18 protein-coding genes are annotated in these 25,206 nt (G+C 56.0%); 10 read left to right on the forward strand and 8 right to left on the reverse strand.

The annotated features are described in order from the left end of the window. Window positions 1–31 precede the first annotated feature (31 nt). The 4 genes from VGR81_08135 to VGR81_08150 all read left to right on the forward strand — a co-directional run bounded on the left by VGR81_08135 (window position 32) and on the right by VGR81_08150 (window position 5,862). Window positions 32–1,483 carry an aminotransferase class V-fold PLP-dependent enzyme gene (locus VGR81_08135; GenBank protein ID HEV2288905.1) on the forward strand — a complete coding sequence of 484 codons (1,452 nt, stop codon included), beginning with the start codon at window positions 32–34 and terminating at the stop codon, window positions 1,481–1,483. 653 nt (window positions 1,484–2,136) lie between these two features. Continuing rightward, window positions 2,137–4,044, forward strand: coding sequence for a tetratricopeptide repeat protein (locus VGR81_08140; protein HEV2288906.1), 1,908 nt, complete (start codon window positions 2,137–2,139; stop codon window positions 4,042–4,044). A 133-nt stretch (window positions 4,045–4,177) separates the two neighbouring features. Beyond that, window positions 4,178–4,996, forward strand: a complete 819-nt coding sequence (locus VGR81_08145) for an ABC-2 family transporter protein (GenBank protein ID HEV2288907.1) — start codon at window positions 4,178–4,180, stop codon at window positions 4,994–4,996. A 5-nt stretch (window positions 4,997–5,001) separates the two neighbouring features. Beyond that, complete coding sequence (locus VGR81_08150) at window positions 5,002–5,862, forward strand: ABC-2 family transporter protein (GenBank protein HEV2288908.1); 861 nt, start codon at window positions 5,002–5,004, stop codon at window positions 5,860–5,862. Between the two features lie 99 nt (window positions 5,863–5,961). Here the strand turns inward: VGR81_08150 and VGR81_08155 are convergent, their stop codons facing one another. Beyond that, complete coding sequence (locus VGR81_08155; GenBank protein ID HEV2288909.1) at window positions 5,962–7,638, reverse strand: SpoIIE family protein phosphatase; 1,677 nt, start codon at window positions 7,636–7,638, stop codon at window positions 5,962–5,964. 255 nt (window positions 7,639–7,893) lie between these two features. On the opposite strand from VGR81_08155, the gene VGR81_08160 reads away from it, so the two are divergent. Next, on the forward strand, window positions 7,894–8,169 hold the full coding sequence (locus VGR81_08160; GenBank protein ID HEV2288910.1) for a DUF4242 domain-containing protein: 276 nt from the start codon (window positions 7,894–7,896) through the stop codon (window positions 8,167–8,169). Window positions 8,170–8,224: 55 nt separating this feature from the next. Here the strand turns inward: VGR81_08160 and VGR81_08165 are convergent, their stop codons facing one another. From VGR81_08165 to VGR81_08190, 6 genes are all read right to left on the reverse strand, one after another. Then, window positions 8,225–8,914, reverse strand: coding sequence for a histidine kinase dimerization/phospho-acceptor domain-containing protein (locus VGR81_08165; protein ID HEV2288911.1), 690 nt, complete (start codon window positions 8,912–8,914; stop codon window positions 8,225–8,227). After that, a complete protein-coding gene (locus tag VGR81_08170; GenBank protein ID HEV2288912.1) occupies window positions 8,911–10,602 on the reverse strand; it encodes an ATP-binding protein in 1,692 nt (563 codons plus the stop codon). The genes VGR81_08165 and VGR81_08170 overlap by 4 nt, the downstream gene beginning before the upstream one ends. 459 nt (window positions 10,603–11,061) lie before the next feature. Beyond that, on the reverse strand, window positions 11,062–12,471 hold the full coding sequence (locus VGR81_08175) for a sigma-54 dependent transcriptional regulator (GenBank protein ID HEV2288913.1): 1,410 nt from the start codon (window positions 12,469–12,471) through the stop codon (window positions 11,062–11,064). Between the two features lie 377 nt (window positions 12,472–12,848). Further along, on the reverse strand, window positions 12,849–13,466 hold the full coding sequence (locus VGR81_08180) for a hypothetical protein (GenBank protein HEV2288914.1): 618 nt from the start codon (window positions 13,464–13,466) through the stop codon (window positions 12,849–12,851). A 204-nt stretch (window positions 13,467–13,670) separates the two neighbouring features. Beyond that, window positions 13,671–15,668, reverse strand: coding sequence for a hypothetical protein (locus VGR81_08185; protein HEV2288915.1), 1,998 nt, complete (start codon window positions 15,666–15,668; stop codon window positions 13,671–13,673). A gap of 104 nt (window positions 15,669–15,772) precedes the next feature. Continuing rightward, window positions 15,773–17,584: an OmpA family protein gene (locus tag VGR81_08190; GenBank protein ID HEV2288916.1), complete on the reverse strand. Its 1,812-nt coding sequence runs from the start codon at window positions 17,582–17,584 to the stop codon at window positions 15,773–15,775. Window positions 17,585–18,146: 562 nt separating this feature from the next. On the opposite strand from VGR81_08190, the gene VGR81_08195 reads away from it, so the two are divergent. The 5 genes from VGR81_08195 (at window position 18,147) to thiO (ending at window position 24,235) form a co-directional block, all read left to right on the forward strand. Then, window positions 18,147–19,553, forward strand: coding sequence for a sigma-54 dependent transcriptional regulator (locus VGR81_08195; protein HEV2288917.1), 1,407 nt, complete (start codon window positions 18,147–18,149; stop codon window positions 19,551–19,553). Continuing rightward, complete coding sequence (locus VGR81_08200) at window positions 19,531–21,441, forward strand: ATP-binding protein (GenBank protein ID HEV2288918.1); 1,911 nt, start codon at window positions 19,531–19,533, stop codon at window positions 21,439–21,441. The genes VGR81_08195 and VGR81_08200 overlap by 23 nt, the downstream gene beginning before the upstream one ends. A gap of 39 nt (window positions 21,442–21,480) precedes the next feature. Next, entirely contained in the window at window positions 21,481–22,059 is a 579-nt protein-coding gene (locus tag VGR81_08205; GenBank protein ID HEV2288919.1) for a hypothetical protein, read from the forward strand. Window positions 22,060–22,264: 205 nt separating this feature from the next. Further along, a complete protein-coding gene (locus VGR81_08210; protein ID HEV2288920.1) occupies window positions 22,265–22,870 on the forward strand; it encodes a hypothetical protein in 606 nt (201 codons plus the stop codon). A 177-nt stretch (window positions 22,871–23,047) separates the two neighbouring features. Then, window positions 23,048–24,235: a glycine oxidase ThiO gene (gene thiO / locus VGR81_08215; GenBank protein HEV2288921.1), complete on the forward strand. Its 1,188-nt coding sequence runs from the start codon at window positions 23,048–23,050 to the stop codon at window positions 24,233–24,235. A gap of 17 nt (window positions 24,236–24,252) precedes the next feature. On the opposite strand, the gene VGR81_08220 is transcribed toward thiO, so the two are convergent. Then, window positions 24,253–25,038, reverse strand: a complete 786-nt coding sequence (locus tag VGR81_08220; GenBank protein HEV2288922.1) for a hypothetical protein — start codon at window positions 25,036–25,038, stop codon at window positions 24,253–24,255. Window positions 25,039–25,206 lie beyond the last annotated feature (168 nt).

A 25,206-nucleotide genomic window follows, 5' to 3' on the forward strand; every position in this document is an offset into this window, starting at 1 on the left:
CGAAACGATTCTCACGCACAAGGTGGCCCGCATGCCTGAAAAAACAGGCTTTCACATGACTCCGGAGGAGTTTCGCCGTCATGGAAAAGCTGTCGTGGATTGGATCGCCGATTATTACGAACGCATCGAATCCTACCCCGTGATGTCGCGGGCGAAGCCCGGCGAAATTCGCGCCTCGCTTCCGAAAAATGCGCCGCAGAAGGGCGAGTCCTTTGATGCAATGCTGCGCGACGTCGAAAAGCTGATTCTGCCCGGCATCACCCACTGGCAATCTCCGAATTTCTTCGCATTTTTCCCGTCGAACACTTCGTTTCCCTCGATCATGGGGGAAATGCTTTCTGCGGGCCTCGGCGTTCAGGGGATGCTCTGGGCCACCAGTCCGGCTTGCACGGAACTCGAAACGCACATGCTCGATTGGCTCGTGGAGATGCTCGGCTTGCCCGGCAAATTTCTCTCTGCCACCACAGGTGGTGGAGTGATTCAAGATACGGCGTCCAATTCTTCGCTGTGCGCGCTGCTTGCCGCCCGCGAACGCGCGACGAACTATGCTTCGAACGAGCGCGGCTGCGACGGTAAGCTCGTCGCCTACACCTCTTCGCAAGCCCATTCTTCGCTCGAAAAAGCGGCGAAAATCGCCGGAATCGGCGGCAAAAATCTGCGTCTGATTGAAGTCGACGAAAACTTCGCGATGCGCCCGGATGCGCTCGCTGCGCAAATCCAGCGCGACTTGGCCGCCGGACATACACCTTGCTTTGTATGCGCAACCGTGGGCACGACTTCTTCCAACGCAATAGATCCAGTCCGCGCCATCGGCGAAATTTGCCGCACGCACAAAATCTGGCTTCACGTCGACGCGGCAATGTCCGGCACAGCGGCGCTCTGCCCGGAATTTCGCCGGATTCACGACGGCATCGAGTCCGCCGACAGTTACTGCTTCAATCCGCACAAATGGATGTTCACGAATTTCGATTGTGATTGCTTTTATGTCGCCGACCGCGCCGCGCTGATTCGCGCAATGAGCATCCTGCCCGAATATCTGCGCAACAAAGCCACAGAATCCGGCGCCGTGATCGACTACCGCGACTGGCATGTGCAGCTTGGCCGGCGGTTCCGCGCTTTGAAGCTCTGGTTTGTGATTCGCCACTACGGGATCGAAGGCCTACAGCACCACGTTCGTCGGCATGTTGAACTCGCACAACAATTCGCCTCTTGGGTGCGCGAAGATAGCGATTTCGAGCTCGTCGCGCCCGTCCCGCTCAATCTGGTTTGCTTTCGGCATCGTTCCGGCGACGCCACCAATCAAGAAATTTTGGATCTGCTGAACCAGAGCGGCGCCTTATATTTGACGCACACCAAACTGGACGGCAAGCTTACGCTGCGGCTTTGCATCGGCCAGACGAACACCGAGCGACGCCACGTCGAGCGCGCATGGAGCCACATCCGCGAGGCATCTCGAAAAGGGCGTATTCCTCTTGACAAATAGTTAACTCTATGGTACACAGTGGTTTGCAGCCTGGAAAGCCCAGGCTGCGAGCGATAGCGGTGGAAGTATGCCAGGCCACGGCGACGTGGCCTTTCGCTTTTTATACGCTTTTGCTGATTCTAATCGCTAGAGATATGAATTATTAGAACTCGATGCAACTTACACAAAACAAACAACGGGAGGCCGTTCTAATCGCTGATTCTTTCGGTTTTTTGAAAAACTTTGCGATTTCGGACACTCGCCTCCGTCCACCATTGTTCCCGATTCGGGAAATCGCCCGCCTCATCAGGCTTGCCCGCCTCGGCCCGTCGTCCGCCAATCGTCGCAACTTTCTAATCGGGACACTAAAGCTCAGTGAGTTTCCGCTAACCACTCGCAAAACCAATCACTTGCGCTTTTCTAATCGGGACAGATTTTCGTCTCTTCCTTTTCGCGCGCCCGCTGCGCAAACCCTCCAGCCTCCAGAACTTCCAATCGCCACATCTCGCACCGCATTGTCAAAATCGTCGCTGTCGAAAACCCACCGAATGGATGCCTCATGCACCTTGACATGGTCTTGGCTGAGGGTGCATAGTTTCGTCAAGTGCACGGTAATGTTTTCGAATACCTCTCCTCTTGAATCTGCCTCTTCGAAATCAAGGTGCTCTATGGGCATGAGAACTGCGAAATGGGTCGTCCTCGTTGTCCTCCTGACTGGAATGGCGAGTAGCGTTCTGGCGCAATATGAACCGAAGCTCGGTGTGGGAGCTCCCGTCATTCTCTACATCAAGGACTCTCTTGGTAATACAATCGCGACTCCGCCGACGATCCGCATGACTTCGGAAACCGACATGGTGCCCATCATGCAATTGCCACACCGGCTTGGGGACGGATGGCAAATTGAGGGCGCGCAGCCGGGGCTCGACTATGAAGTCGAGGTGAGTGTTCCGGGCTATCACCCAGCGACGGAAGACCTGGTCGTTCCCATCAATGGCGCAGAGAGCGCACTGATCGTCTTCCTCCGGCCTATCGATAAACCGGGAGTCCTGGGAAATTCTCCCGGTGGAAATTTTGTGATGGCTCCCCGGGCCCAGAAAGAGGCCGACCAGGCACTGAAGGATTTGAACAGCAACAAGACGGATTCAGCGCTGAAGCATATCGCAAAGCTCTTGAAAATGGATCCGGGCAACCCGTATTCGAATTACCTCGCCGGCGTTGCGTATCTTCGGAAAAATCAGTTGCCCGAAGCGAAAACTTATCTGGAAAAAGCGGCTTCGATCGATCCCAAACAATTCCGCACACTTCTTTCTCTTGGGTCGGTCCTTTATCGTGAGTCTGATTTTGCTGAAGCCATTAAGACGCTTTCGCAAGCAAATGACTTGAATCCCAAATCATGGCAGGCCCATTGGATGCTGGCCATCTGCTATCAACAGACAGGAAATTATGAGCAGGCGCGCAACAATGCCAAAATCGCTTTGAAATTGGACGAACACGACGCCAGCCGGGCATGGCTGGTGGTAGGCCAATCCGAGGCGGTACTCGGGGATCGTCAGCGGGCGATTGCCGCTCTCGATACGTTCATCCGCGAAAATCCAAGCGATCCCAACGTGCCGCAGGCGCAGCGTTGGGTGAAAAGCCTTGAGGAGCAGTTGGCGCAAATTGGACTCTCGGCCTCAACGGCTACCATGGCAACTCCCGCTTCAGCGTTGATTCCAATCGTCGGAACGCCGAACTCATCGGCAGCGTCTCTTCTCACGGCAGATCTGGTCGAAACGCCACCGAGAGAGAATTGGGCCCCGCCGGACATTGACGCGGTGAACATCGCCGCGACATCTTCTGCGTCATGCCCGTTGAATAGGCTATTGAAAGGCGCCGGTACCCATGCGGAAGATTTCGTAAGTGATTTCGAAAGAATGACCGCAGTGGAGGAGTATCAATCCGTTGAAATCAAACGAGACGGGAAGCTCGAAAAGCCTGACTCGGCGAAATTCAACTATATCGTCACAGTCGACAGATCGAACCCGAGAATTCCCCATATCGAAGAAACTCGGAATAATGGGGTTTCGACCGCGGATTTGCCCGGCTACTTCGCGGACTTCGGCGCGCCTGCGCTCGAGTTAGTCCTCCATTCCAATTTTCGAAAAGACTTTCAATGGAGCTGCGAAGGACTGGGCAAGTGGCAGGATCGCCCGGCATGGGTTTTGCACTTTCAACAGCGCGTGGACCGGCCCACAAGTCCCCTGGAATCCTTTGAAAACTCCTCCCAACGATTTCTTCTTCCCTTAAAGGGCCGTATTTGGATTACCGAGAGCGGCGACGAATTGGTGCACATGGATGTTGATATTGCAAAACCCATCAAAGAAATTGATCTGCGGCGCTATCACCTCTCGCTCGATTATCGTCCCGTTTCATTCCCGGTGCACAAAGTACAGCTATGGCTGCCGGAGACCACGGATCTTTATATCCAATTCCACGGACGCTTCTTCCACAATTATCATCATTTCACGGACTACAAGTTGTTCTGGGTGGGAACGACGCAAGTCATCAGCAAGCCAAAAGAAGCCCCGCTTAAGCAGAATTGATTCCATCGCGACTCACCTGACCACCCTGCTCAAGGAGCCTGTGTTACGATGCTTGGTTGCATATCGCAGGCGAATGACGCGCGAATGAAATGAACTGTTCGATTGAATTAGAACTTCGGTGGAGCGGCGTGTAATGGCCTCGCGCGTGCAGGCAGCGCTTGTACCCTACGCAGAATTTTCGCGCATCGGGTTCGTCAACATCCTCGCATTTCGCCTGCGTTACTTTACCGGCATCATCACGTATCTCCTCAACGTTACGGTCTATTACTTCATCTGGAGCGCGGTATTTCGCAATGTGTCCGGATCTATCGCGGGCTTCAACTTGCCCCAGATGATTACATACGTGAGCGTCGGCTGGATTATCCGCTCGTTTTACTGGAATACGATTGACCAGGAAATGGCTTACGAGGTCATCGAAGGCAAGATCGCCATGGATTTGATCAAGCCCGTCTCGGTGCAATGGATGTGGATTTTTCGCGCCATGGGCGAGTCGGCATTTCGACTCGGCTTATTGACCGTGCCTACGGCCATCGTCGTCGCGTTTGTTTTTCCAGTGATGGGACCTGCGTCCGGGACAGACTTTGCTCTGTTTGTTCTCGGAGTCATCGGTTCATTTTTCCTGATGGGCGCGATCAATTTCATGATCGGAACCTGCGCGATTCCGCTGAAGTCTATTCTTGCAATGATACGCGCGAAATACTGGCTCATCGAATTGCTTTCCGGCCTGCTGATTCCCATGACCTATTTCCCGAATAAAGTGGCGGCCGTGCTGGCCTGGCTTCCCTTCGAGCACATCGCGTATACGCCACTCTCAATTTATCTGGGCAAGTTTTCGACGCACAAGGCTGTTGAGCTGCTTTGCATTCAGTGGCTATGGGTAATTATCCTGTTGTATCTGGCGCACGTCTGGTGGGAGCGCGCCACGAAGAAAATCACGATTCACGGCGGATAGGACGCATGAGGGATATGAAAACATCGCCCATCGAGAAGGAGCAGGAATCCGTTCTTCGTCAGTTTTGGCACGGTTTCGTTCGGCACTCCATGCTCTTTGGCGAATACTTTTCGCAATACGTCAAAATGCGTGTCTCCTACCGTGGGGATTTCATCGTCTCGACGCTCACGAGCCTGGCGGCTACAATCTTCGCACTTTGCTTCGTCATCGTGCTTTTTCAAAAGGTCCCGGCATTAGCCGGCTGGACACTGAATGAGGAAATCTTCCTCTACGGTTTCTCGCTCTTGCCCTATGGGATTTTTAACGTCATCAGCCTCAACCTTTACGACTTTGGAAACAACTACATCATCGAAGGCAAATTTGATCGCGTTATGCTGCGGCCCATATCGACTCTGTTTCAAGTTCTATTCGAGCAGTTTCGCGTCGAGTCCATGCAGGAAATCGCCACGGGCCTCTTCTGCATGGGATACGCGTCCCATGAATTGAATGTGCATTGGACTGTCGGAAAATTCTCGCTGCTTGTTTTCTGGGGAGCTTGCGCGGGCATCATTTATGTTTCGGTTTTCCTGTTGCTCACGACAATTTCGTTCTGGTTCGAAGACCGCATCGGCGTGCATCCGCCCGTCTGGAACGTGATTGCCTTCGGCCGCTATCCCCTTTCGATCTATTCCGGTGTGGTACAGTTTTTCCTTTGCTGGATTATTCCCTTCGGGCTCGCGTCGTTTTATCCCAGCGTACGGCTCCTCGGCCACACGGTTACGCCGGAATACCTGCCTTTTGTTCCTCTTGTCGCCCTGGCCTTTCTCGTTTTTGCGATCTCGATGTGGAATTATGGCACGCGCCACTATTCCTCAACGGGTTCGTGAGCCGGAGAGTCCTTCTGCTTTCAATTTGAGTCGGATCAGGAAACATTCCAGGAAAGAACTTCAATTGGGGCACCTGGTAAGAACCTCGCGCCCCGCTTCCTACGCTGGCGCACTCGCACTCTGCGACGCGCCTTTATACTGTACGATGACCATGGTGATGTCATCCGCCTGCGGTGCGCCGCCAGTGAACTCGCGCACTTTGTTTCGAATAGTTTCGGCCAGTTCTTCGACGCTCGCGCCAGAAAAATCTCGCATCGCTTCGCTCAACCGCGCCTGCTCGAACATGTCCTCTTTCATGTTCTTGGCTTCGGAAACACCATCGGAATAGATGACCAGAAAATCTCCCGCAGCAAGCACCACTCGCTCGCTCTTAAATTCGGCCACGTTGAACATGCCCACGGGAAAGTTTGATGAGCTCAGTTCAGCAACATCTCCGGAAACGCGGCGTAGAAGCGGCGGCACATGTCCCGCGTTTATGTACTCGAGATTGCCAGCGGGATCGAGTACGCCGTAAAAAAGCGTCGCGTAACGGTCGTCGCTCGAACGTTCGCACAAGAACTGATTTACGCGTTGCGTCGCTTCGGACAGAGGAATGTCAAGGGCTGCAGTCGTATAGAAGACGCCCTGCAGGAGAGTTGCGAGCAGCGAAGCCGCGATTCCCTTCCCGGCGACGTCACCCACAAAAAATCCGAAGCGGCCTCCGCCCAGTGAGACCACGTCAAAGCAATCGCCTCCCACGGAATGACAGGCAAGTGTCGAGCCCGTTACGGCGATGTTCTGCGTTTGCGGAAATGTTTTGGGCAAAAGTTCCTTCTGAATCTGACTGGCGATCTCGATTTCGTGATCCAACCGCGCTTTATCACGGGAGGCTGCAAAAAGCCGCGCGTTCTCGATGACATTTGCGGCTTCGCGGGTCAGTGTGTGCAAAACCTCGCGATCAATGTCCGTAAAAGCCGTTGTGGGCGAGCGGCTATCGAGGTATAGGACGCCAAGCAGGTCGGCTTCTTCTGATGTGACGGTAACATCGACGGCGGCAATGACAGGGAGCTTTTCAACAGGGATGGCAACGATCGTCAATAAGGAAAGCGACGCTACGCTGGCTTGCTGATGAATGGATGCTTCGTCGCCGGTATCACTGACGATCAACTCGCGGCGCGAGGTGGCCACACGCCTCAGCACACCGGAGGAAATTTTCAACTCGTTGACCGGCAATGATCCGCCCTTGGCGTCGCGTGCGACCACTGGCTTCATTGCGCCTTCGGGGTCTGCCAGCAGCAACACACCGCGTTCCGTGCGTGTCAACCGAATGGCTGCATCCAGCACAGCCGCCAGCACATCTTCAAGTGACAGCCCAGAACCGAGCGTGCGTGCGACTTCCAGCAGCACGCCGAGATGATAGAGACCCTGGGTCCCTGCTGCAGCGGGAGCCGGCTTTTCGACCTGATTGATCAATTCTTCAATGGTCGCTTCGTCGCCCAGATAAATCAGTTTGAAAGAATCCGGCATACCGAAATCCACGCTGTCTTTTTGCTTCAGCGTGTGCGACCCAGTGATGCGCTGACCATTGACGAACGTCCCATGGCGGCTGCCCTGATCCTCCAAAAAATAAGAGCCTTCCACGGAGGTGATTTGTGCTTGTTGGCGACTGATCCGGCTGTCCCGCAGCGTCAGCTCGTTGCCAGCCTGTCTCCCGATGCGGAACGGGAAAATAGCGATAGGCACTTCTCTGCGCGTCCCGGAGGGGTCAAGCACCAGCAATCGAGGAGGTCGCGGCATTTCGGTTGTCGAATCCGTTTTCCGGGTGCGCCCAGGAGGCGCAAGCAGGAGAATTCATGCCCATGGTAGGAGAAGTTGCCGCGGTTGGCAACCCTTTGCCCATTTTTGTGGGCGTTCTCGATGGGTGCAGGCCCAGGTCACGGGTTCTGACAGTATTTGCTGGCCTTCCGAAGATGCATTATCCTGAGCATGCGCAGGCATGCGCCTGTTTCCATGTATAATGGCCGGCGAATCCCACCACGAGGAGACTTACTGATGCCAAAATTCGTTATTGAACGAGAGATCCCTGGTGCCGGTTCCCTTTCCGATGCGCAGTTGCAAGGTGTGGCGGCGAAATCGTGCAGTGTGCTGCGAAATCTCGGCCCGCAGATTCAGTGGGTCCATAGCTACGTGACGGACAATAAGATTTATTGTATCTATATTGCGCCGAATGAAGAAATGGTGCGCGAACATGCACGGCAGGGCGGGTTTCCCGCTAACAAAATTTCTCAGGTGAAGAACGTCATCGACCCTACGACATCGGAAGCATAGCCGACTGAAAGGCCAAATTTTCGGTGCAATGGAAACGGTTGCACGGCCCTGCGAGCTAGGCGGAATGCACCGATCGCAGGGTGGTGTGCTGGCGCTCCCATTCTGCGCCAAGGCACCGAATCGTCTCGCGCAAGCGCACGGCAAGGTCCACGACTGTCTCAAGCCGCTGCACGGAGACCGGCGGAAGGACGGCGCGATGTTGGGACAAGAGCAGCTCCGCATTGCCGAGAATCCCGGTCAGCGGGTTATTGATTTCGTGGCGAAGAATTTCCGCGAAGTCACCGGGAAGATCGGCCATCCACGCGGCGCGAAACATACGCTCGGCAGGCCGCGCATGAAGTCGCCGCTCAACGAGAGCGGCCACGACGGCCGCGCATTCGCCCGCGCGAGCGACGAAGTCGACGTCCCCACGAGCGATCAGAGCGGCGAGCTGCGATTGCCGCTCCGGCAGGCCAACGGCGACGACCGGAGCAAAGAGCGCTAGCCGACGAGCAGCGTCGCCAAATGGAAGGTTCGACGGGAGGATATCCTCCTCGAAGACGATTGTCCGCGGCTCCAGTCGTGCAGCTGAAGAACTCAGCTCATCAAACGCCTTAGCCGTTGCGATTTCCCTGTGCGAGCTAGTACGGGCGATTGCGCGCATGATCTTATCTCTTTCTTCGTCTTCTCTTATTCCAATGACGACAGATGCGCGTTTTGGAACCATCCATGCCGGTGCTTCGCTCGCGACTGCGGCTCGTGTCATACGTGTGCTTTCTCTCCCGCTCGGCCAAACTGCGCACTTGGCACGCTTTCGCCGAGCACCCTGCACACCGCCAGTTTCAATTCCTCGACCAGAAATGGTTTTGCCAGATATGGAAGCTGGTGTGATTTCAGGAAATCCGCCGTGTGCGGGCCTAGCGTGTCGCCGGTAATGAACAGAATTCGATGCTGCGCTGAATTGCCATTGCGGACGAGTGCATCATAAAACGCCGGCCCATCCAGCCGAGGCATACGCAGGTCGCAGATGATCAAGTCGTAGTGGTTCCGCGCGATCCACGCCAATCCCTCCGGGCTGTCGAGCACCGTGTCCACACGATGGCCTTCGTTGCGCAGCACATCGGCGACGAGCTGTGCAACAGTCGGCTCATCCTCGACAACAAGCACGCGACTACTGGCGGCCTTCCGCGGCGTATCCGCATTCATGGCCATGTCGACCGGCGCTTCTGCATCTGGCACGGCGGTTATTGGCAGATCCACTTTGAATTTGGTTCCCCCTCCGCGCAGATTCTCAAAGGTGACCTCGCCACCATGCTGCTCGACGATGCCATACACAATCGAAAGGCCCAGGCCTGTACCGACACCCGGCGGCTTGGTGGTGAAGAAAGGATCGAAAATTCGCGACGCAACTTCCGGCGGAATCCCCGGACCGTTATCGAAAACCTCGATCGTGAGCCGGTCCTCTGAAACTTTTCTCGTGCGTATGCGAATGCGGCCTTGACCGCGGCCTTCGAGAATGGCCTGCTCTGCATTCACAAGCAGGTTCAATACAACCTGTTGCAATTGAAAAGGGTCAGCCAATGTGGCAGGAAGATCGGGGGCAAGTTCACAGCTTACGGTAATGTTTTCGACTCTCAACTCGTAGCCTCGCAACGAAACGGTGCGCTCGATGATTGCATTGATGTCCGCGCGCGTGCGCTCGGGTTCGGCTTGACGCGCAAAGAACAACAAATTCTTGACAATCCGCCGGGCGCGTTCGGCTTCTTCGAAAATCATTTTGGCCTCGCCGCCCGGAGCTTCCGCGCTGTTGCGCGCTAACTGCAACTGCGCGTATCCCATGATGGACGTCAACGGGTTGTTTAGCTCGTGCGCGATCCCAGAGACGAGCTGTCCAAGCGCGGCCATTTTGTCCGTTTGCTCGAGCTTCGATTGGATATTCCTCTGGCTGGTGATGTCCCGGTAGATTTCGAGCCAGCCGAGCTTTCTTCCGTCTTCATCGAGCACTGGACGGGCATACCGTTCCAAGATGCGCGGCGCTTCACCAACAAGTTCCAACTCATCGTAAATCGCATCTCCTGACCCATTTGCAAAAATGCGCCACGGCGTGGGAAACGCCCTCGGATCTTCGAATCGCGGCTGGAGCATGTTCCAAAGCTCCTGAAAATCCTTCAAGCGCTCCAAAGCACCGGCATCCAATTCGAATAGCATTCCAAAATGCGCGTTCACGAAACGAATATTCCCCTCCGCTCCAACGAGCAGTACGCCGCAACGGACACCGTCGAGAACGCTCAGCAACTCGGCCTGAAGTCTTTTCCACTGGCGGTCGGCGCGTTCAACCAAGGAGCCCTCTTCCGGCGTCACTGGGAGCTCTTCACTTTCTTCTTCGGCCATAGCGCCCACGGCTAGAGACTTCTGTTTGGTTCTCCACGAATGGAACCAGGAGCGCAGCGCCATATGACTCAGCGCCCCAGCCGGAGGATCAAGTAGCAGACGACGAACACGACGCACCAGAAAATCGCGAAATCCCTGGCCTTTATCAGAAGTTTTTCGATTCTTCGAGCTTTCAGATAGTCCATCTCGAATAGCCCTCTGCCGAAGCCCATGCATTGCGCTTACCAATAGAAAGGAGGCTGGCAAATCGTGACTAATGAGCGCCTTACGATTCTGCCGGCGATTCACTCATGCCTACGCGTTCCCACTCCGATACGGGATCGTTCGTTATGGGAACCACTACGCTTCAGACAGGCACGGCTGCATGGAGAGCATCGTCATCTTTCATGACGAGGAAGTACTTTGGAGAGCAATTCACGTGGCGTGGAGACACGGACACTTAAGACCTGATGGGATTGAGTGAGCTGGCACATCCATGCCGACCCGCCCGATTGCTATGCTATTTCGCCATTCGATACGAGGCTAGCTCACTGGCAGACGCACCTGGTATTCCTTGAGCTTTCGATAGAGTGTGGTTTTGCCGATGCCAAGAAGCTTCGCGGCAACGAGCTTGTCGCCACCCGACTCACGCAGCGCACGGAGAATAGCACGGCGCTCCAATTCTTCGAGCGGAACAATTTCGTCACTCGCCAGCGCGCGCTCTCTCGCGGGAGCGCCATATTGAAGATTCGATGGAAGGTCACTCGAGTGCAGAATCGGGCCAGAGCCGAGCGCAACGGCACGTTCAATGGCGTTCTCTAGTTCGCGGACATTTCCAGGCCAATCGTAGGCCGTGAGATGCGCCATCGCATCTTCGGCCAACACGGGCGCGGGGCGCCCGGGATCAGCAAATTTTTCGAGGAACGACTGCACTAATATCGGAATGTCCGTCTTGCGTTCGCGCAGGGGCGGCAGCTTGATTTGAACGACATTGAGACGGAAAAACAAATCCTGGCGGAAGCCATTGTTGTGCACAGCCGCCTCCAGGTCCCGATTGGTCGCTGCGATCACACGCACGTCGATTGAAACGCGCTCGTTCGACCCCACGGGACGAATCTCCCGCTCCTGAAGCACGCGCAGCAGCTTGGCCTGCATATCCACGGGCAGGTCGCCAATCTCGTCCAAAAACAAAGTGCCGCCATCCGCGCTCTCGATCAATCCTTGCTTTGTATGCATCGCGCCGGTAAATGCGCCTTTGACGTAACCGAAAAGCTCCGATTCGATGAGCGTCGGCACAAGCGCCGAGCAATCCACGGGCGCAAACGGCTTTTGTTTCCGCGTCCCCGAAAAGTGAATCGAGCGCGCCACGAGTTCCTTGCCCGTGCCACTCTCGCCCAAGATCAGGACCGGATAGTTGTGCTGGCTGACTTTTTCAATCAGCTTGTAGACGCGTTGCATTTTCGACGACAACCCAATCAGTTCTCCATATCCCGGTCGAGTGCGCAACTGCTCGCGCAAGACGCGGTTTTCCTGGTCGAGTTCTTGTTCGTGGATCAGCCGGGTCAGTTTACGGCGCAGCTCTTCGACGTGGAATGGTTTCGTCAGGTAATCGGCCGCGCCGAGACGCGTTGCTTCCACGGCGGTCGAAATGGAACCGTATTGCGTCAATACGAGAACAGAAATCTGCGGGTAATGCTCGCGCAGACGCCTGAGCAGCTCGAGACCACCCAATTGCGGCACCTTTAAGTCCGTGATAACAATGTCGGCGGGATATTGGTCCAAGGCTTCCAAAGCTTCTTCCGTCGTGCTCGCGGTTCGCACGCGCAGCCCGGCTTCCATTGCGATGTCGCTACAGAGCCTGCGCGTGGCTTCTTCATCGTCCACAATCAGGAGGCTCGCTGCTACTGTCCGCACACGGTCTTGCGGCTCAGATGCATCCATCTGAGTTTTCATTTGTGCCTCGCCTAGCGTGTTTCGTGTTCCATTTGCGGCACGATTCCACTTTTCCCGAAGCAAACCTCAGACCAAATCCGGAATTTTCCTAATTTGTTAGAGACTCGCCACTTGGTGTTCCAAAATGCCTTCGTTAACTCTGTGCCCAGGCCCGTTTCGGCACGGCATAGTAATTGCGATATGTCTGCTAATCAAATAACTACTTCACTTTTCAAGTATATACACGCATTTAAGGGTAATTTCAAAATGAAAAATGCTCGTGGACACGCTTCCTGCTGCAACCCTATACAAAAAATCCCGGCAGCCGCAATGCGGTGCAGGGATTTTCTGTGATTCAGCTTAACTGTTCAAACCAAAGGCTGCAAAAGGTGTTCTGCTTATTGACTTACTGCGATGGCTCGGCTCAGGCGGAAGGTCAGATGTGATTCTGCGCTCAAACGAACGTCCAGTTTTCCGGTTGCAGCAGCACCCGCCGTGCCTGCGCCGCCGCCCGCCAGCGCGCCTATCGCGGCGCCCTTTCCGCCGCCGGCAATGCCACCAATCAGTGCGCCCAGCGCCGAGCCACCCCCAATCGCAATCACGTCCCGCTTCTTATGGGATTTGGCTTCCACGGTGAGGGGTTCCGTCGAGATCTCCACCCAATTTCCCTGAATGTCAATTCCTCGCAGCTCTACACTCAGCAGACCAGGCTTCGAGAGTCGCCCAGATGCCCGCGCGTCAACAACGACTCCGCGCAGTTTTGTGTCGCGCTCCGCGATCGTCTGTCCGTCCACGACGATTGGATCTGTAAGCGTGGCTTCAAAAGTGTCTCCGGCTTGATTGTCGCGGCTATTGAGCGATGTCTCGAGCCGCGCTTGAATTTCTTTTCCCGCCGGAATGGTGATCGGAGGAGGCGCGGCACTAGCCGCTGACTGTCCTCCAGCCGAGCTGCTCGCGTTATCTGCACTGCTCGCGCTGCTTCCCTTGTTTGAGCAGCCCGCGAATACGAGTCCCATGACAGTCACCGCAACAACCCAACATGGGGAATATTTCGAATGCTTCAACTTGGCACCTCCGTGAAAGACTCTCATTGGTTTAATCTAAATATATGTTTCCTGGCTGGGCAGCCCGAGAATGAGCAAGGCTTATTCATAGATTCGACCCGCCAATACAGTTTTGCAAGGCTTTTGAAGAGGATTGTGCAAGATATTTAACAGGCCCTACTGGTGCTGCGCGCCCGATTGTGCTGCTGTGCTTGCCGCGTACGTGGAAAGTTCGAGAGCGTAGAGTCCTTCCGTCGTTGATGCCACAAAAATGTTTCCTGACGACGGCCCTGATGCGACAAGCGGAAAATAACCATCCGCCACCGTCCCTCCGAGACGGTTCCAATTCGCACCGGAGTCCTGGGAAAGATAAAGGCCGCCATCGCGCATCGAGACAACCCAATCGTTTCCAAGGACAGCCACGTCTTCGGGTGGCCCGGCCGGCAATCCATGTGCTTCGAGAGTCCACGTCGCGCCCTTATCGTGCGAAATATAGAGGCCGCGTCGGGCGCTCGCCAGAAACGTCGCGCCATTTACATGGAGCGCGAGAGACCCGCCGGAGGAGAGCGGCAAGTCACGCCAGCGCCATGTGCGACCTGCATCTTTAGAGCAAAGCATTCCGCCCGAGGAAACAACCCAAATCGCGCGGCCACCCGCCGAGACCATCACCGAGTTCAGAGGCAGACCCGGTGAACTCAACGGGATGGAATCCCAATTCTGCCCGGAATCGCGCGAGACAAACAGCCCTGAGGTCGTGGCTGCATACCAACCTGTCCGTTCAAACACGATATCGTTCACGACCACATGGAATTGGCGCGATCCGCTCGCGGCGGGGATTTCTCCAACATACAGCCACTGGCGGCGCAGCGAATCATAGAGTTCGATCCCGCCGTCATCAAGCGCCGCCAGCCATCCCCGCGGCGACGAGTAAATTTTCTTGAGGTCCTCGCTGCGCAGCCCCGCGCCCATAGGAAACCACGTTCGTCCACTGTCTTTTGTCTGCAGAATTGGCTCAGGCGCATCCGCCAGCACTGCAACCAGATTTCCCAGACGACGCCGGTTCAAGGCGACGGAAAAAATCTCCCGATGATCAAATCCGTCATTCGAAACATGAAAAAAATTGCCGCCATCATCGCTGACCAGCACGCCAAGCTGCTCCGTTCCCAGAATCACACGCTGAGAGTTCGGCTCGACGGCCATCGCATTGATGACCCAGCTCGCCGGCGTCATCAATTGCCAATTCGCTCCACCGTCCGCAGTCTTCCACAGTCCTTCTGTCGTTCCCGCGTATACGATTTGCGGATGGGAAGGATCCTGCACGATCGCATGCGTACGGCGCGCCGAAAAGGGGATCCCTTGAATCTTCGTCCAGAGCGCGCCGGCATTATCGCTGCGATAAATTCCAGAGCACGCTGTGGCGAAAATTCGATCCGGCTTCTGACGGTCGACGACAAGACTGAACACATCCGAATCGTCAATCATGCCGGAATGGATCGGAGACCAATGTTTTCCACCGTCCGTTGTCTTCCACGGAAGATGGAATGTCCCGGAGTAAACTGTCCCGGGATCGCGCGGGTCGATGGCCACCGAATCTATATTGTAAAGTTCTGCATCTTTCTGCGGGGAGATTCGCTCCCAGTTTTCACCTCCATCGCGAGATAGAAAAATTCCGTCGAGCGCTCCGGCGACGAGTTCATTTGGGTTCGAAGGCGCTTGCGCGACCGCGCGCACGGCATGTCCCGCTAGCCCCATGGGCGCCCAATGCACTCCCGCATCGCGACTGCGAAATACTCCACCGCCTTCACCGTGAGGATCGCGCGTCCATTCACTGGCATATATTTCCCGGGAATCACGCGGGTCCACGATGACCGCCGTCACCACGGCTTGTCGTGATTCACCTGCGCGGCCGAGAATCTGCCAATGATCTCCGGCGTCTCGCGAAGTGAAGATATGTCCATCGGTCGTGCCAAGATAAAGAATCTTTGGATTTCGCGGATCCACGGCCAGTGCGCGTACGTCTCCGCCTTGCGGCCCCATCGCTCGCCAGGTTTGCGCACGTGCGCGCGCAGCGACCAGGGCAAGAAATATTGCAAGCCCAAAGAAAAAAACGGCACGATGCTTGAAGATCAGCAGGCGCCGCTCCTCCATATCGCTCGATGCTCCTTCCAATCTCAAACTGTTTCTCAGCCTCTTTGCAGCGCTTGCCCTGAGCATAGAACAGTGTGGGGCCCGCTTCGAAACGCTGGAAGCACGAAAGTCGTCCCTATTCAGGGTGCACGTCAAAATGTGGCGCCATCTGGGACCCAGATAATATCCATCCGGCGATTCTCCTTGCCGGCTTTGGCAGCGCCAGTACCCATGCGGGTTTCAATCCGCGAGACATCCAAGCCTTTCTTTTGCGCAAGATATTTCTTCGCGTTTTCAGCTCGGTCTTTCGCTAATTGGTCGGTCAGCTTTCGCGTCCGTTCGCGTCTCGGCATCGCATAGCCGACGATGACGACCTTGGCCTTCGGATCGTTTTGCATGCGCACGGCAACGTCATCCAGAATGCGCTTGCAGACATTATCGACACGTGCGCTGCGCAAGCGGAAATAGCACTGATTGATCTTCGAGGCTTGTGGCGGAGGTGGAGGCGTTTGAACCGTAACGTCCGCCGCGCATGCGGCTGCACCACCCTTTGCGTTCTGCACACGTCCGGTCACCGTGTAATTGCCAGGCGCGAGTCCGGTCGTATCCAATTGCACAGTTGAGCCTGTTCCCAAAATCTGGCCGCCATTCGTCAGCCATTGGTAAGTCAACTGCGTATTCGAAAGGTCGTTGACGCTGGCCGTCACGTTGATCTTTTCCCCGGCCATGACGGTCGAATGATCCACCGAGCAACTCATCGTCGGCGGAGGAATGGGCTTAGGCGTTACCGTGATCTGCGCGGATGTCGTCGCTGTTCCGCCGTGCGTATCTTCCGCAGTGGCGTTGATCGTGTACATACCCGCCTTCACGCCCGTCGAATCCCATCGAACATTCGGCCCTGTGCCGACGATATTTCCCGCATCCGCTGTCCATGAATAGGTGAGCGGGTAATTCTGCGAATCCGTTGTCTGCGTCGTTGCCGTCACTTGCGCATTTGACCCCTCTTGCACGTCAGTAGGCCGCAGGGACAGCTGTATGTTAACCAGTGGCAGCGGTTTGATTTCTTCCGGCCAATATGCTCCTTCCAGTTTTACGACGAATCCATTGCGATCGAGCACGTCGGGGAGGTTAATCATATAGCGATAGCCGATGTCCATTGCCGCCATTTGGGTGAGGTAAAGGCGCAGACCCCATACCGTGTCGATCGGATCTCGCGCCCCAAACGTCGTATCCGGTGTGTGCGCGCCCACAAATACTGTCGCCGTGTATTCGCTCATCACTTGCACGCGGCTTTGCGGGAACATTAGGAAACCGAAGCCAGCATTCATTTGATCCGCTCGCGTCAGAGCCGGAGAGTTATTGAATTCAGGCCCTGGATCCCGCGTGACGCGATAGCCCATGTCGCCGGTCAATTCGAGTTCATCGTCCAGCACACTTTTGGTTACATCCGCTCCAAATTGAAAATCCAGCGCGCCGCTCTGCGACTGATTCACCAAAAGATTTGGTATCGACGTTACCGTTGGAACAAAGATATCGCCGCGTAGCGCCAGACTCAGCTGATCACCGCGGCTTTCGGAGAGCAGCCCATATTTCGCTCCGATATCAATGTTCCCCACGCCCCCGTTTTTTGTGTAAGCGAATGGAAAGTCCTCGACATACGCCGGCGTGCCTCCGGGAACGAGGCTGTTGTAGATCGTGTTCCCGTATTGCGCACCCGTGCCCGAGTCCAGGCTCAGCTCCGCAGGGTTGTCAACGTGAACGTGATTGTGCACGTTCCACTGGAAAATTGCCGTCAGCTTGTCCGTAACGCCGTAGCCAATGCTCCAGCCGGTCTCGAGTACGGTGATGCTTCCTGGATTGCGCGAGAATTTGTTCGCGTCTACGTCAAACGACAAACCGTGCCGGGCGATCGTTTCGCCAGAATCGATCGTAAAAAGCCCTAATCCACCTGAGGCCGACGCCATAGGAACCCACTTCGAAGTCTCGTCTGTTGTGGAATTATCTTTCGATTGCCCTTCGTCACCCGCTTTGCTTGAGCTAGCCGCGCCTTCAGAACTGGATTCCCTTGCGGATGTCGTTCTGCCGGTCTTGCTCGTACTAGAAGTCTTAGCTATTGCATGACCGTGCGGGTGCTTTTCGGGGCCGCGCCCCCAGGCAGACACAGGCAGAACAATTGCAGCGGCAAAAACTACCAGTCCCCGAAACAGACCCCTCATTCCATCTAACCCCCAGCGCAGAGGAACCAGTTCAGATCAAAGTCTGGGCGCGAAGCCTCTTATACTGTTGTCCTTGAGCCAACTCTAGAATGCTTATTTCCCGTGGCCGCCAGAAGATGCATCAAACGCAAGCGATTATAATCCAGCGAGTTGGAGGCAATGGGGTTTTTTGACTTCGATATCTCCAAAGTAATCCTTCTCACATTCGTCCCAAGTCGAAAATCTCTCCAGCAGGCGCATCCGTCTAAACACTAAGTGCGTGAAGGCATACGCTTGGCTTTACCTCTCTTGACTGGTAAATTGGCTTTACATGGCCAGTCACGCCACCTTTTCGCATCGCATCTTGATTGTCGAGGATGAGGAGAACGCCCGCAAAGGTTACGAAGCGCTCCTCCGCAAGTGGGGCTGCGAAATCCTTGGCGTCGGTTCGGCTGAGGAAGGTCTGGCAAGGTTCGCCGAGTTCCAGCCCGCCGTCATCCTCGCGGACGTGGAGCTTCCCGGCATGAACGGCTTGGATTTCCTGAGTGAAGTGCACAAAACCTCTCCGGAAACGCCGGTCATCATCATCACGGGGCGCGGCAGCGATGAGCGCGCTGTGCAAGCAATCGAAGCTGGAGCATTTTGGTACATCGAAAAACCCTTGAAAGCACCCGTGCTGCGCTCGCTTCTCGATCGCGCCATGGGGAAGGTGCGCGACCTCAAGCAAGTTGCTGCTCTCACTCGCCAGTTGCGGGACGCTGGGCGTTTGGGGGAGTTGGTCGGCGGATCGAAGAATATGACTGCGGTCATGCGCCAGGTCGAAACCGCTGCTCCGTCGACAGCTTCGGTGCTCATCACCGGGGAAACAGGATCCGGCAAAGAAGTTGTCGCGCGCACCATTCACCAGCTCTCGCCTCGGGCGAGTCAGCCTTTCGTCGCCATCAACTGCTCCGCGATCCCCGAGTCACTGATGGAGAGCGAAATTTTTGGCCATGAAAAAGGCTCTTTCACCGGAGCCGCCGAACGGCGCCTTGGCTGCTTTGAACTCGCTGATGGCGGCACGTTGTTGCTTGATGAAATCGGGGAAATGCCAGCAGCCACGCAGTCCAAACTTCTACGGGTCCTCGAAGACCGCAAGATTCGCCGCATCGGCAGCAAAGTCGAAACTCCGGTGAATGTTCGCGTGCTGGCTGCTACGAACAAAGATCCTCAGCAGGCAGTTGCACAGGGGCATCTGCGACAGGACCTGTACTTTCGCTTGAACGTTTTCCATATCCATCTGCCTCCTTTGCGAGATCACAAGGAGGATTTACCTATGCTCATCGAGCAATTACTCGCGGACATCAATCAAAAGCATGGCCGCCACGCTAGCGGAGTGAACACGGAAGTCATGGAATTGTTCAAAGCCTATCCATGGCCCGGCAACGTTCGTGAATTACGCAATGTGATTGAGCGGGCGGCAATCACCTGCGATGGTGGCCCAATTGGCCGCCAGCATCTTCCTGAAGATTTCGCACGGGGCCCTGTGATTCAAACGAGCGAGCTTTCTGGCCTGCACTTTCTTCCGGGGACCACGGTGGAAGCGGCCGAACGCGAACTGATCCAACAAACTCTCGCCGCGACCAATGGAAACAAAACGCGCGCCGCCGAGTTGCTCGGCATCAGCTTGAAGACGCTTCACAACAAGCTGAAGGAGTACGAGGCATCTCGCAAAAATGTCGCTAAGCCTCAAAAATAAATTCACGCTGGCGACTTCGTTGCTAGTCCTGGTCGTCGTCGCGCTGATCTCCGCTTTGTATGTCGCCCGGCTCACGCGGCAGGTCATTACGCAGGCGAACGATCGCTCTCAGTTTGTTCTTCAGCAAGTCTTCGTCTCGGCACAGGACGCTTTGCGTGAGGCCGCTGATCGTGGCGATGCCCCCACATCGGCCGACCCCGAGGCTGTTCACGACTACATTCAGCAAACTCTCGATAAGAGCGCCGGTCTTTCTGCTCTGATCGAATCCGACATGAGTTTTTCGCCGACCATTTACGAGATCACGATTGGTGACAGCCAGGGTCTTGCGCTGGTTTCGAGCGATCCTTCGATTCCTGGCAAGCCGGTCGCGACACGGCCACCACTCTCACAGCTGGTTCGCGCTTCCTTCATCAATCAGCTTGAAATTCTGCATGGGCCGCCGCAGGTTTATGAGGTCACTCTGCCATTCAACATCGGCTTGGAACCGTTCGGCGAAATTCATGTCGCGATTTCTTCCGCTCTTCTTCGCGATGAAGTGTGGCCTGGTCTGCACTCCGCCGCATGGCTCGCGCTCGCCGCGGTAATTCTTTCGACTCTTTTTACCGCTTTCGTGAGCCAGATGGCTCTCGCTCCGCTCTCGCGAATTTCAACGCAGTTGGATCGTATTTCCGCGGGTGAATTCGATCTTGAGCCCGTCATCCGTACGGGTGAACTCGGCCAAGTGTCCGGCAAAATCAGCCGCATCGGACAGCAGCTTCGCGACGTGCGTGAAATTTTTGGCACTCTGCGCGAAAACATGAACCAAATCATGGCCGGCCTCGAAGATGGCCTCTTGCTTTTTAACGCCGAAGGACGCGCCGTTCTCGTCAGCCCTTCGGCGGGCAAATTCCTCGATGTCGGTTCCGAAAGCGTTCTCGGACGCAAAATCGAAGAAATCTTTCCTCCAGGGCATCCGGTGGCTGTTGCGTTACAAATCGGCCCGAATGGCGAATTTTCGCGGGAGGGCACTGAACAGGTGGAAGTCGAGATTTCGAATGAGCTGGGTACTCGCCGGGTCGGTGCAAGCGTGCAGCTCATCCAGGAGAACGGCACGAGCATGGGCCTGCTCGTCACTCTGCGCGACCTCGAATCTCTCGAACGCATCGGTTCGCAGTTGCAGGTTTCCGAAAGACTCGCCGCGCTCGGCCGCGTCACCGCCGGCGTAGCTCATGAAGTTAAGAATCCTCTGAACTCCATGCGCGTCTGGCTCGAAGTCTTGAAATCGAACCTCTCTGTCGAACCAGAAACCCAACAGGCCGCAAGAATGCTCGACACGGAAATCGATCGCCTTGACCGTGTGGTGAAAACCTTTCTGGAATTCAGCCGGCCAGTGGAACTTGCGCGTCAAGAGACCAGCCTTCCCGAACTGATCGAAAGCGTGCTCGCCGCGGCCAAGCCAGCCATCGAACGTAACAATATACGCTTAATAAAAGAGATTCCTTCGATGTTTCCTCTGGTGGAAATTGACCGTCAGTTGATTGAGCAGGCCTTGCTCAATTTGGTTCTGAATGCTTGCGACGTCATGCCCAAGGCGGGCGTTCTTACCGTGACCTTGGACCGCACTGCCGATATGGCGGAAATCTCCGTGAATGATACAGGTCCGGGAATTCTTCCGGAGAATCGCGCCAAGATTTTTCAGCTCTTTTTCACCACGCGCAAAGGCGGCACGGGCCTGGGCCTGGCCAACACTTTCCGGTTTGTACAACTGCACAATGGTTCGGTAGAATTTGATACAGAGGTTGGGCACGGCACCACTTTCCGTATCGAACTGCCTCTGGCGCATGTCGCCACGATGCCCGCGGCCCATAGTTTCAGAGACTTCGGCCAGCCGTTTGCCAAGCAGACTTGAATGTCGAGACCAGGCGCAACCCACCCTCGGCTCTGGTTGATGACGTGCTCCCGCATCTCCGCGGCAGGCGCGGTCAGTATTCTTGTGGCCACTTTATTTACAATGGCTTCTCTGCTTTCCGGCTGCAGCGGCAAGAAGGTTCACGCCGCAGCACCAGTCACAGTGCCCGCTCAGCCGCCAGTTCCCGTAGCGGCACCTGAAACAACGAAATCCCCGGCGTCCATTCCTGCTCCAAACACTCCCGCTCCGAAAAACCCGGCTCCCTCCAATCCGCCTGCGGACCTCACACCTCAGCCTGACAAATTGAAAAAGCCAGCTGTACCTCCGCCAACCGCCGAGCCAGCCCGTCCTGAAGCCCCGCAGATTTCGCCGCAGCTCTCTCCTGCCGACCAGGCGCAACTCGAAAAGGAAACCAATCAACTGGTTAGCGACTCCGAACAAAATTTGCATCGCGCCGATGGGCGGGATCTCAACGCATCCCAAAAGGACATGGTAGACAAAATCAATGGGTGGCTCGACCAGTCCCGCGACGCAGTGCGCACCTCCGATTGGGCGCGTGCTAAGAATCTTGCGCAGAAGGCTTACCTTCTTTCCATCGAGTTAATCAAAACTCTTTAGCATCAAACAAGCGCGGCTCACTGCGCAGAATTGGCCGGTGACAACTTGATCTCTCTACGATGCGGCACCGCTCGCCACTTGATGGCGAACCACCGTCTGGCCTATAGTCGTATGTAGGAACGGAGTTGAAATCTCGGACCCCAGCTACCGGGTTTGGTTTTGTTCCATGCTGAAGGAAACGTCTGAACGCATTTCGGAGGCTGGCATGAAAAAAATGGTCGGACTTGCTGCGTTCTTGCTCATTTGTTCGGTTCCTGCATTCTCCCAGCAAAGGCCCAGTAAAGCACCAGCCCAGCGGCCGACAAGAAGCGCGACGAGAAGCTCACCCGTTGGCCACGGATACATTCCCGCGCGCGGCCCCTCTGCCGCCCCGAGATCGGCACCGAAACCCGCTCCTCCTCGCGAAGTCAAGCAGCAGCCCGAGGGCTCAAATCAGCGCGTGAGCTATCGCGACCGGCCGAACCATCCATCAGCTCCGCACGTTCACGCCAATACAGACAGATGGATCGGCCACAATACCGGACCTGATGACCCGCACTATCACTTAGATCATCCGTGGGAGCATGGCCGCTTCCCTGACGGAATTGGACGCAGCCATGTTTACCGCATTGAAGGTGGCGCCAGAGATCGATTCTGGTTCGGCGGCTTCTACTTTAGTGTCGCACCCTACGATTATGACGATTGCGCCGATTGGCTTTGGAATTCCGATGACATCGTCATTTACGCGGATCCGGACCACATCGGCTGGTACCTGGCCTATAACGTACGCCTCGGAACGTATATCCATGTAATGTATCTCGGCCCACAATAAAATCACGGAGCGGGGCGCGCACTTGCGCCTCGCTTTTCCACCTGCATTCCACTATTGCAAGTTTGAGCTAATATCTGTGTGACGACAATTTCGCCGTAAGCAGCTCAATGGACTGCACCGATCCGTTTCGTCCATTTTTCGTTCCAGCTCGCCATTGAAGCTTTGCGGTAAGATTGAATGATGCAGCGCTACGACACTATTATTGTCGGCGGCGGAATCATCGGTGCGTCGCTCGCCTTCGAACTTGCTCGCGCGAAGCAATCCGTTCTTCTTCTCGACCGCCAGGAGCCCGGCCGCGAAGCCTCCTGGGCGGCCGCCGGAACGATATCGCCCGCTCCCGACCCAGAATCCTTAGGCATTGTTCCTCTCGGTCTTGAGAGCTTCCGCCTTTATCCCGAATTCATCGCTGCCATCGAGCAGGCTTCTCGCATGCCTGCGGGCTTTCATGCCAATGGCGCGATGGAACTTTTCCTTGAACCTCAGGGCGAAGCCGAGCGCGACGTACGTTTGCATGAACTTTCCAGCTTTGGCATCCGCGCCGAAGCTCTTTCGCTCGATGAGGCCAGGCGCCGCGAACCAGGACTCGGCCTTGCTGTTCGTTCTGCTCTCTGGATTCTTGACGAAGCTAATCTCGACCCGCGCGTCGTCACGGAGGTCACACTCGCCGCAGCGGCCAATACAGGCGTTGAAATACGCGGCGATTTGGAGGTTCGCGCCGTTGTCACAGAACACGCGCATTGCAAAGGCGTTCTCGCTGTTCACGCCAAGCAAGTTCCCTCCGATCCTCGTCGTCAAGTGCAGGTCAGCGAAAAAATTGGCGCACGCAACGTGGTTATTGCCGCCGGATGGCGCTGCGCGGAAATCGCCGGTGTTGAATCCTTCGCGCCAACGCTTCCCGTGCGCGGACAGATGGTCGCGCTCGGCCCTGTGCCGGGCGCGCCGCGCACAATTCTTCGTTGCGAGCTCGGCTATATGGTTCCGCGCGAGAGGGGCCGTGTCGTCGTGGGCAGCACGCTCGAACCCGGCGCTATCCAAAAACATCCGACTCCCGCTGGCCTGCGCAAGCTCCTTCACGCCGCCACGGAAATGATCCCTGCGCTCGCCGAGGCTCCCATCCTTGAGATGTGGGCGGGTCTGCGGCCGGATTCGCCGGATCATCTCCCGATCATCGGGCCGACCGACGTGAAGGGTTTGTTTATCGCTACAGGACACTATCGCAATGGCATGCTGCTCGCGCCGGCGACAGCGAAGTATCTTTCCGAATGGATTGTGCAGGGGAAAACTTCCGATTACTTCGCGCCGTTCAGCCCTCTTCGCTATGTTCAGTCATGCAACGCGACGCAAGGGGCGGCGCACTCGCGCTGACCACACACTTTCTTTCCTCAATACGGTATCGGCAAACCCGCCTTCCGCTGCGGCTCGCGATTCGCGGGGCCAGCAAGCGTTGAGGCTTGTCCAGGGCTCGTAAAATTTATTTTTTCACTCAGCAGGTATAGCGGACGGCTCATCACCACATCCAGCGTAGTCCCGCGCGGCAATTCCGCTTCCGGCCCGCGCGTCAGCAGCACCGCCAGCAACCCTGCCGCAGCGCCGATTCCTGCTCCCATACCCGCGCCAGCGCCGGTTCGAGTCGCAATCGCGCCGATTCCCGCTCCCGCAATCGTCGTCTCAGCTACGGTTCCTACATCTTGACCCTTGCTCGTATCACCTTTGATCGTTCCTTCTTTTCCGACGCTCTCGTTCCCGCCCGTACCCGCGCCGGTTGGTATGGCGTTGAAACTCGCCTCATAGCCATTCGGCAAGATTAGGTTATTGAGCTTAATGCGAATTTCGCCCGTCCCGTGTACGCGTCCCGGCCGCTTCGCCTCGGTCACTTCCCCGCTCACGTACGAGCCTGCCGGAATCACAATCTTGCCATTCAGGAGCACTGGAAAAATCGTCTCCAGATAAACCGGATCGCCCGGTTGTGCGCTGCGCGTTGAAATCGCGTTGTGCAGCACAAGACCTAATCGTGTACCGGTTGGTACTTGAATGTATTTCTCCGCGTCATTCGTCGCCGGAGCCGTAGTGGTTGAAGCCGCAGAGATCGTCGGCTGCGGCCCAGGATGTGGTGTCGTGGTTTGCGCTATCGCAGATGTACTGCTCAGCAGCAGCGATAAGCACGCCATTCCGCTTCGAATCGGGTTTCGGAGAGTCATCGCCGCACCCCTGCGCAAATATGCATGTCTGATGCCCTGCCTATTTCTCAGGATGCCCCTCGCATTGGTGCCTGTCAATCGCTTGCTGCAATGGGTGCGCGTTTGACTCTTGCGTGGTCAGCGTTTAGGCTTTTCTAT

It is taken from the genome of Candidatus Acidiferrales bacterium (assembly GCA_035934015.1).
Lineage (GTDB): Bacteria > Acidobacteriota > Terriglobia > Acidiferrales > UBA7541 > DAHUXN01.

Bases quoted from the DNA above. Each gene is read 5' to 3' on its own strand.
- VGR81_08135 (HEV2288905.1), top strand. From the start codon at position 32: ATGCCTGAAAAAACAGGCTTTCACATGACTCCGGAGGAGTTTCGCCGT.
- VGR81_08140 (HEV2288906.1), top strand. From the start codon at position 2,137: ATGAGAACTGCGAAATGGGTCGTCCTCGTTGTCCTCCTGACTGGAATG.
- VGR81_08145 (HEV2288907.1), top strand. From the start codon at position 4,178: ATGGCCTCGCGCGTGCAGGCAGCGCTTGTACCCTACGCAGAATTTTCG.
- VGR81_08150 (HEV2288908.1), top strand. From the start codon at position 5,002: ATGAGGGATATGAAAACATCGCCCATCGAGAAGGAGCAGGAATCCGTT.
- VGR81_08155 (HEV2288909.1), bottom strand. From the start codon at position 7,638: ATGCCGCGACCTCCTCGATTGCTGGTGCTTGACCCCTCCGGGACGCGC.
- VGR81_08160 (HEV2288910.1), top strand. From the start codon at position 7,894: ATGCCAAAATTCGTTATTGAACGAGAGATCCCTGGTGCCGGTTCCCTT.
- VGR81_08165 (HEV2288911.1), bottom strand. From the start codon at position 8,914: ATGACACGAGCCGCAGTCGCGAGCGAAGCACCGGCATGGATGGTTCCA.
- VGR81_08170 (HEV2288912.1), bottom strand. From the start codon at position 10,602: ATGGCGCTGCGCTCCTGGTTCCATTCGTGGAGAACCAAACAGAAGTCT.
- VGR81_08175 (HEV2288913.1), bottom strand. From the start codon at position 12,471: ATGAAAACTCAGATGGATGCATCTGAGCCGCAAGACCGTGTGCGGACA.
- VGR81_08180 (HEV2288914.1), bottom strand. From the start codon at position 13,466: ATGGGACTCGTATTCGCGGGCTGCTCAAACAAGGGAAGCAGCGCGAGC.
- VGR81_08190 (HEV2288916.1), bottom strand. From the start codon at position 17,584: ATGGCGTCGGCCTCAGGTGGATTAGGGCTTTTTACGATCGATTCTGGC.
- VGR81_08195 (HEV2288917.1), top strand. From the start codon at position 18,147: ATGGCCAGTCACGCCACCTTTTCGCATCGCATCTTGATTGTCGAGGAT.
- VGR81_08200 (HEV2288918.1), top strand. From the start codon at position 19,531: ATGTCGCTAAGCCTCAAAAATAAATTCACGCTGGCGACTTCGTTGCTA.
- VGR81_08205 (HEV2288919.1), top strand. From the start codon at position 21,481: ATGACGTGCTCCCGCATCTCCGCGGCAGGCGCGGTCAGTATTCTTGTG.
- VGR81_08210 (HEV2288920.1), top strand. From the start codon at position 22,265: ATGAAAAAAATGGTCGGACTTGCTGCGTTCTTGCTCATTTGTTCGGTT.
- thiO (HEV2288921.1), top strand. From the start codon at position 23,048: ATGATGCAGCGCTACGACACTATTATTGTCGGCGGCGGAATCATCGGT.
- VGR81_08220 (HEV2288922.1), bottom strand. From the start codon at position 25,038: ATGGCGTGCTTATCGCTGCTGCTGAGCAGTACATCTGCGATAGCGCAA.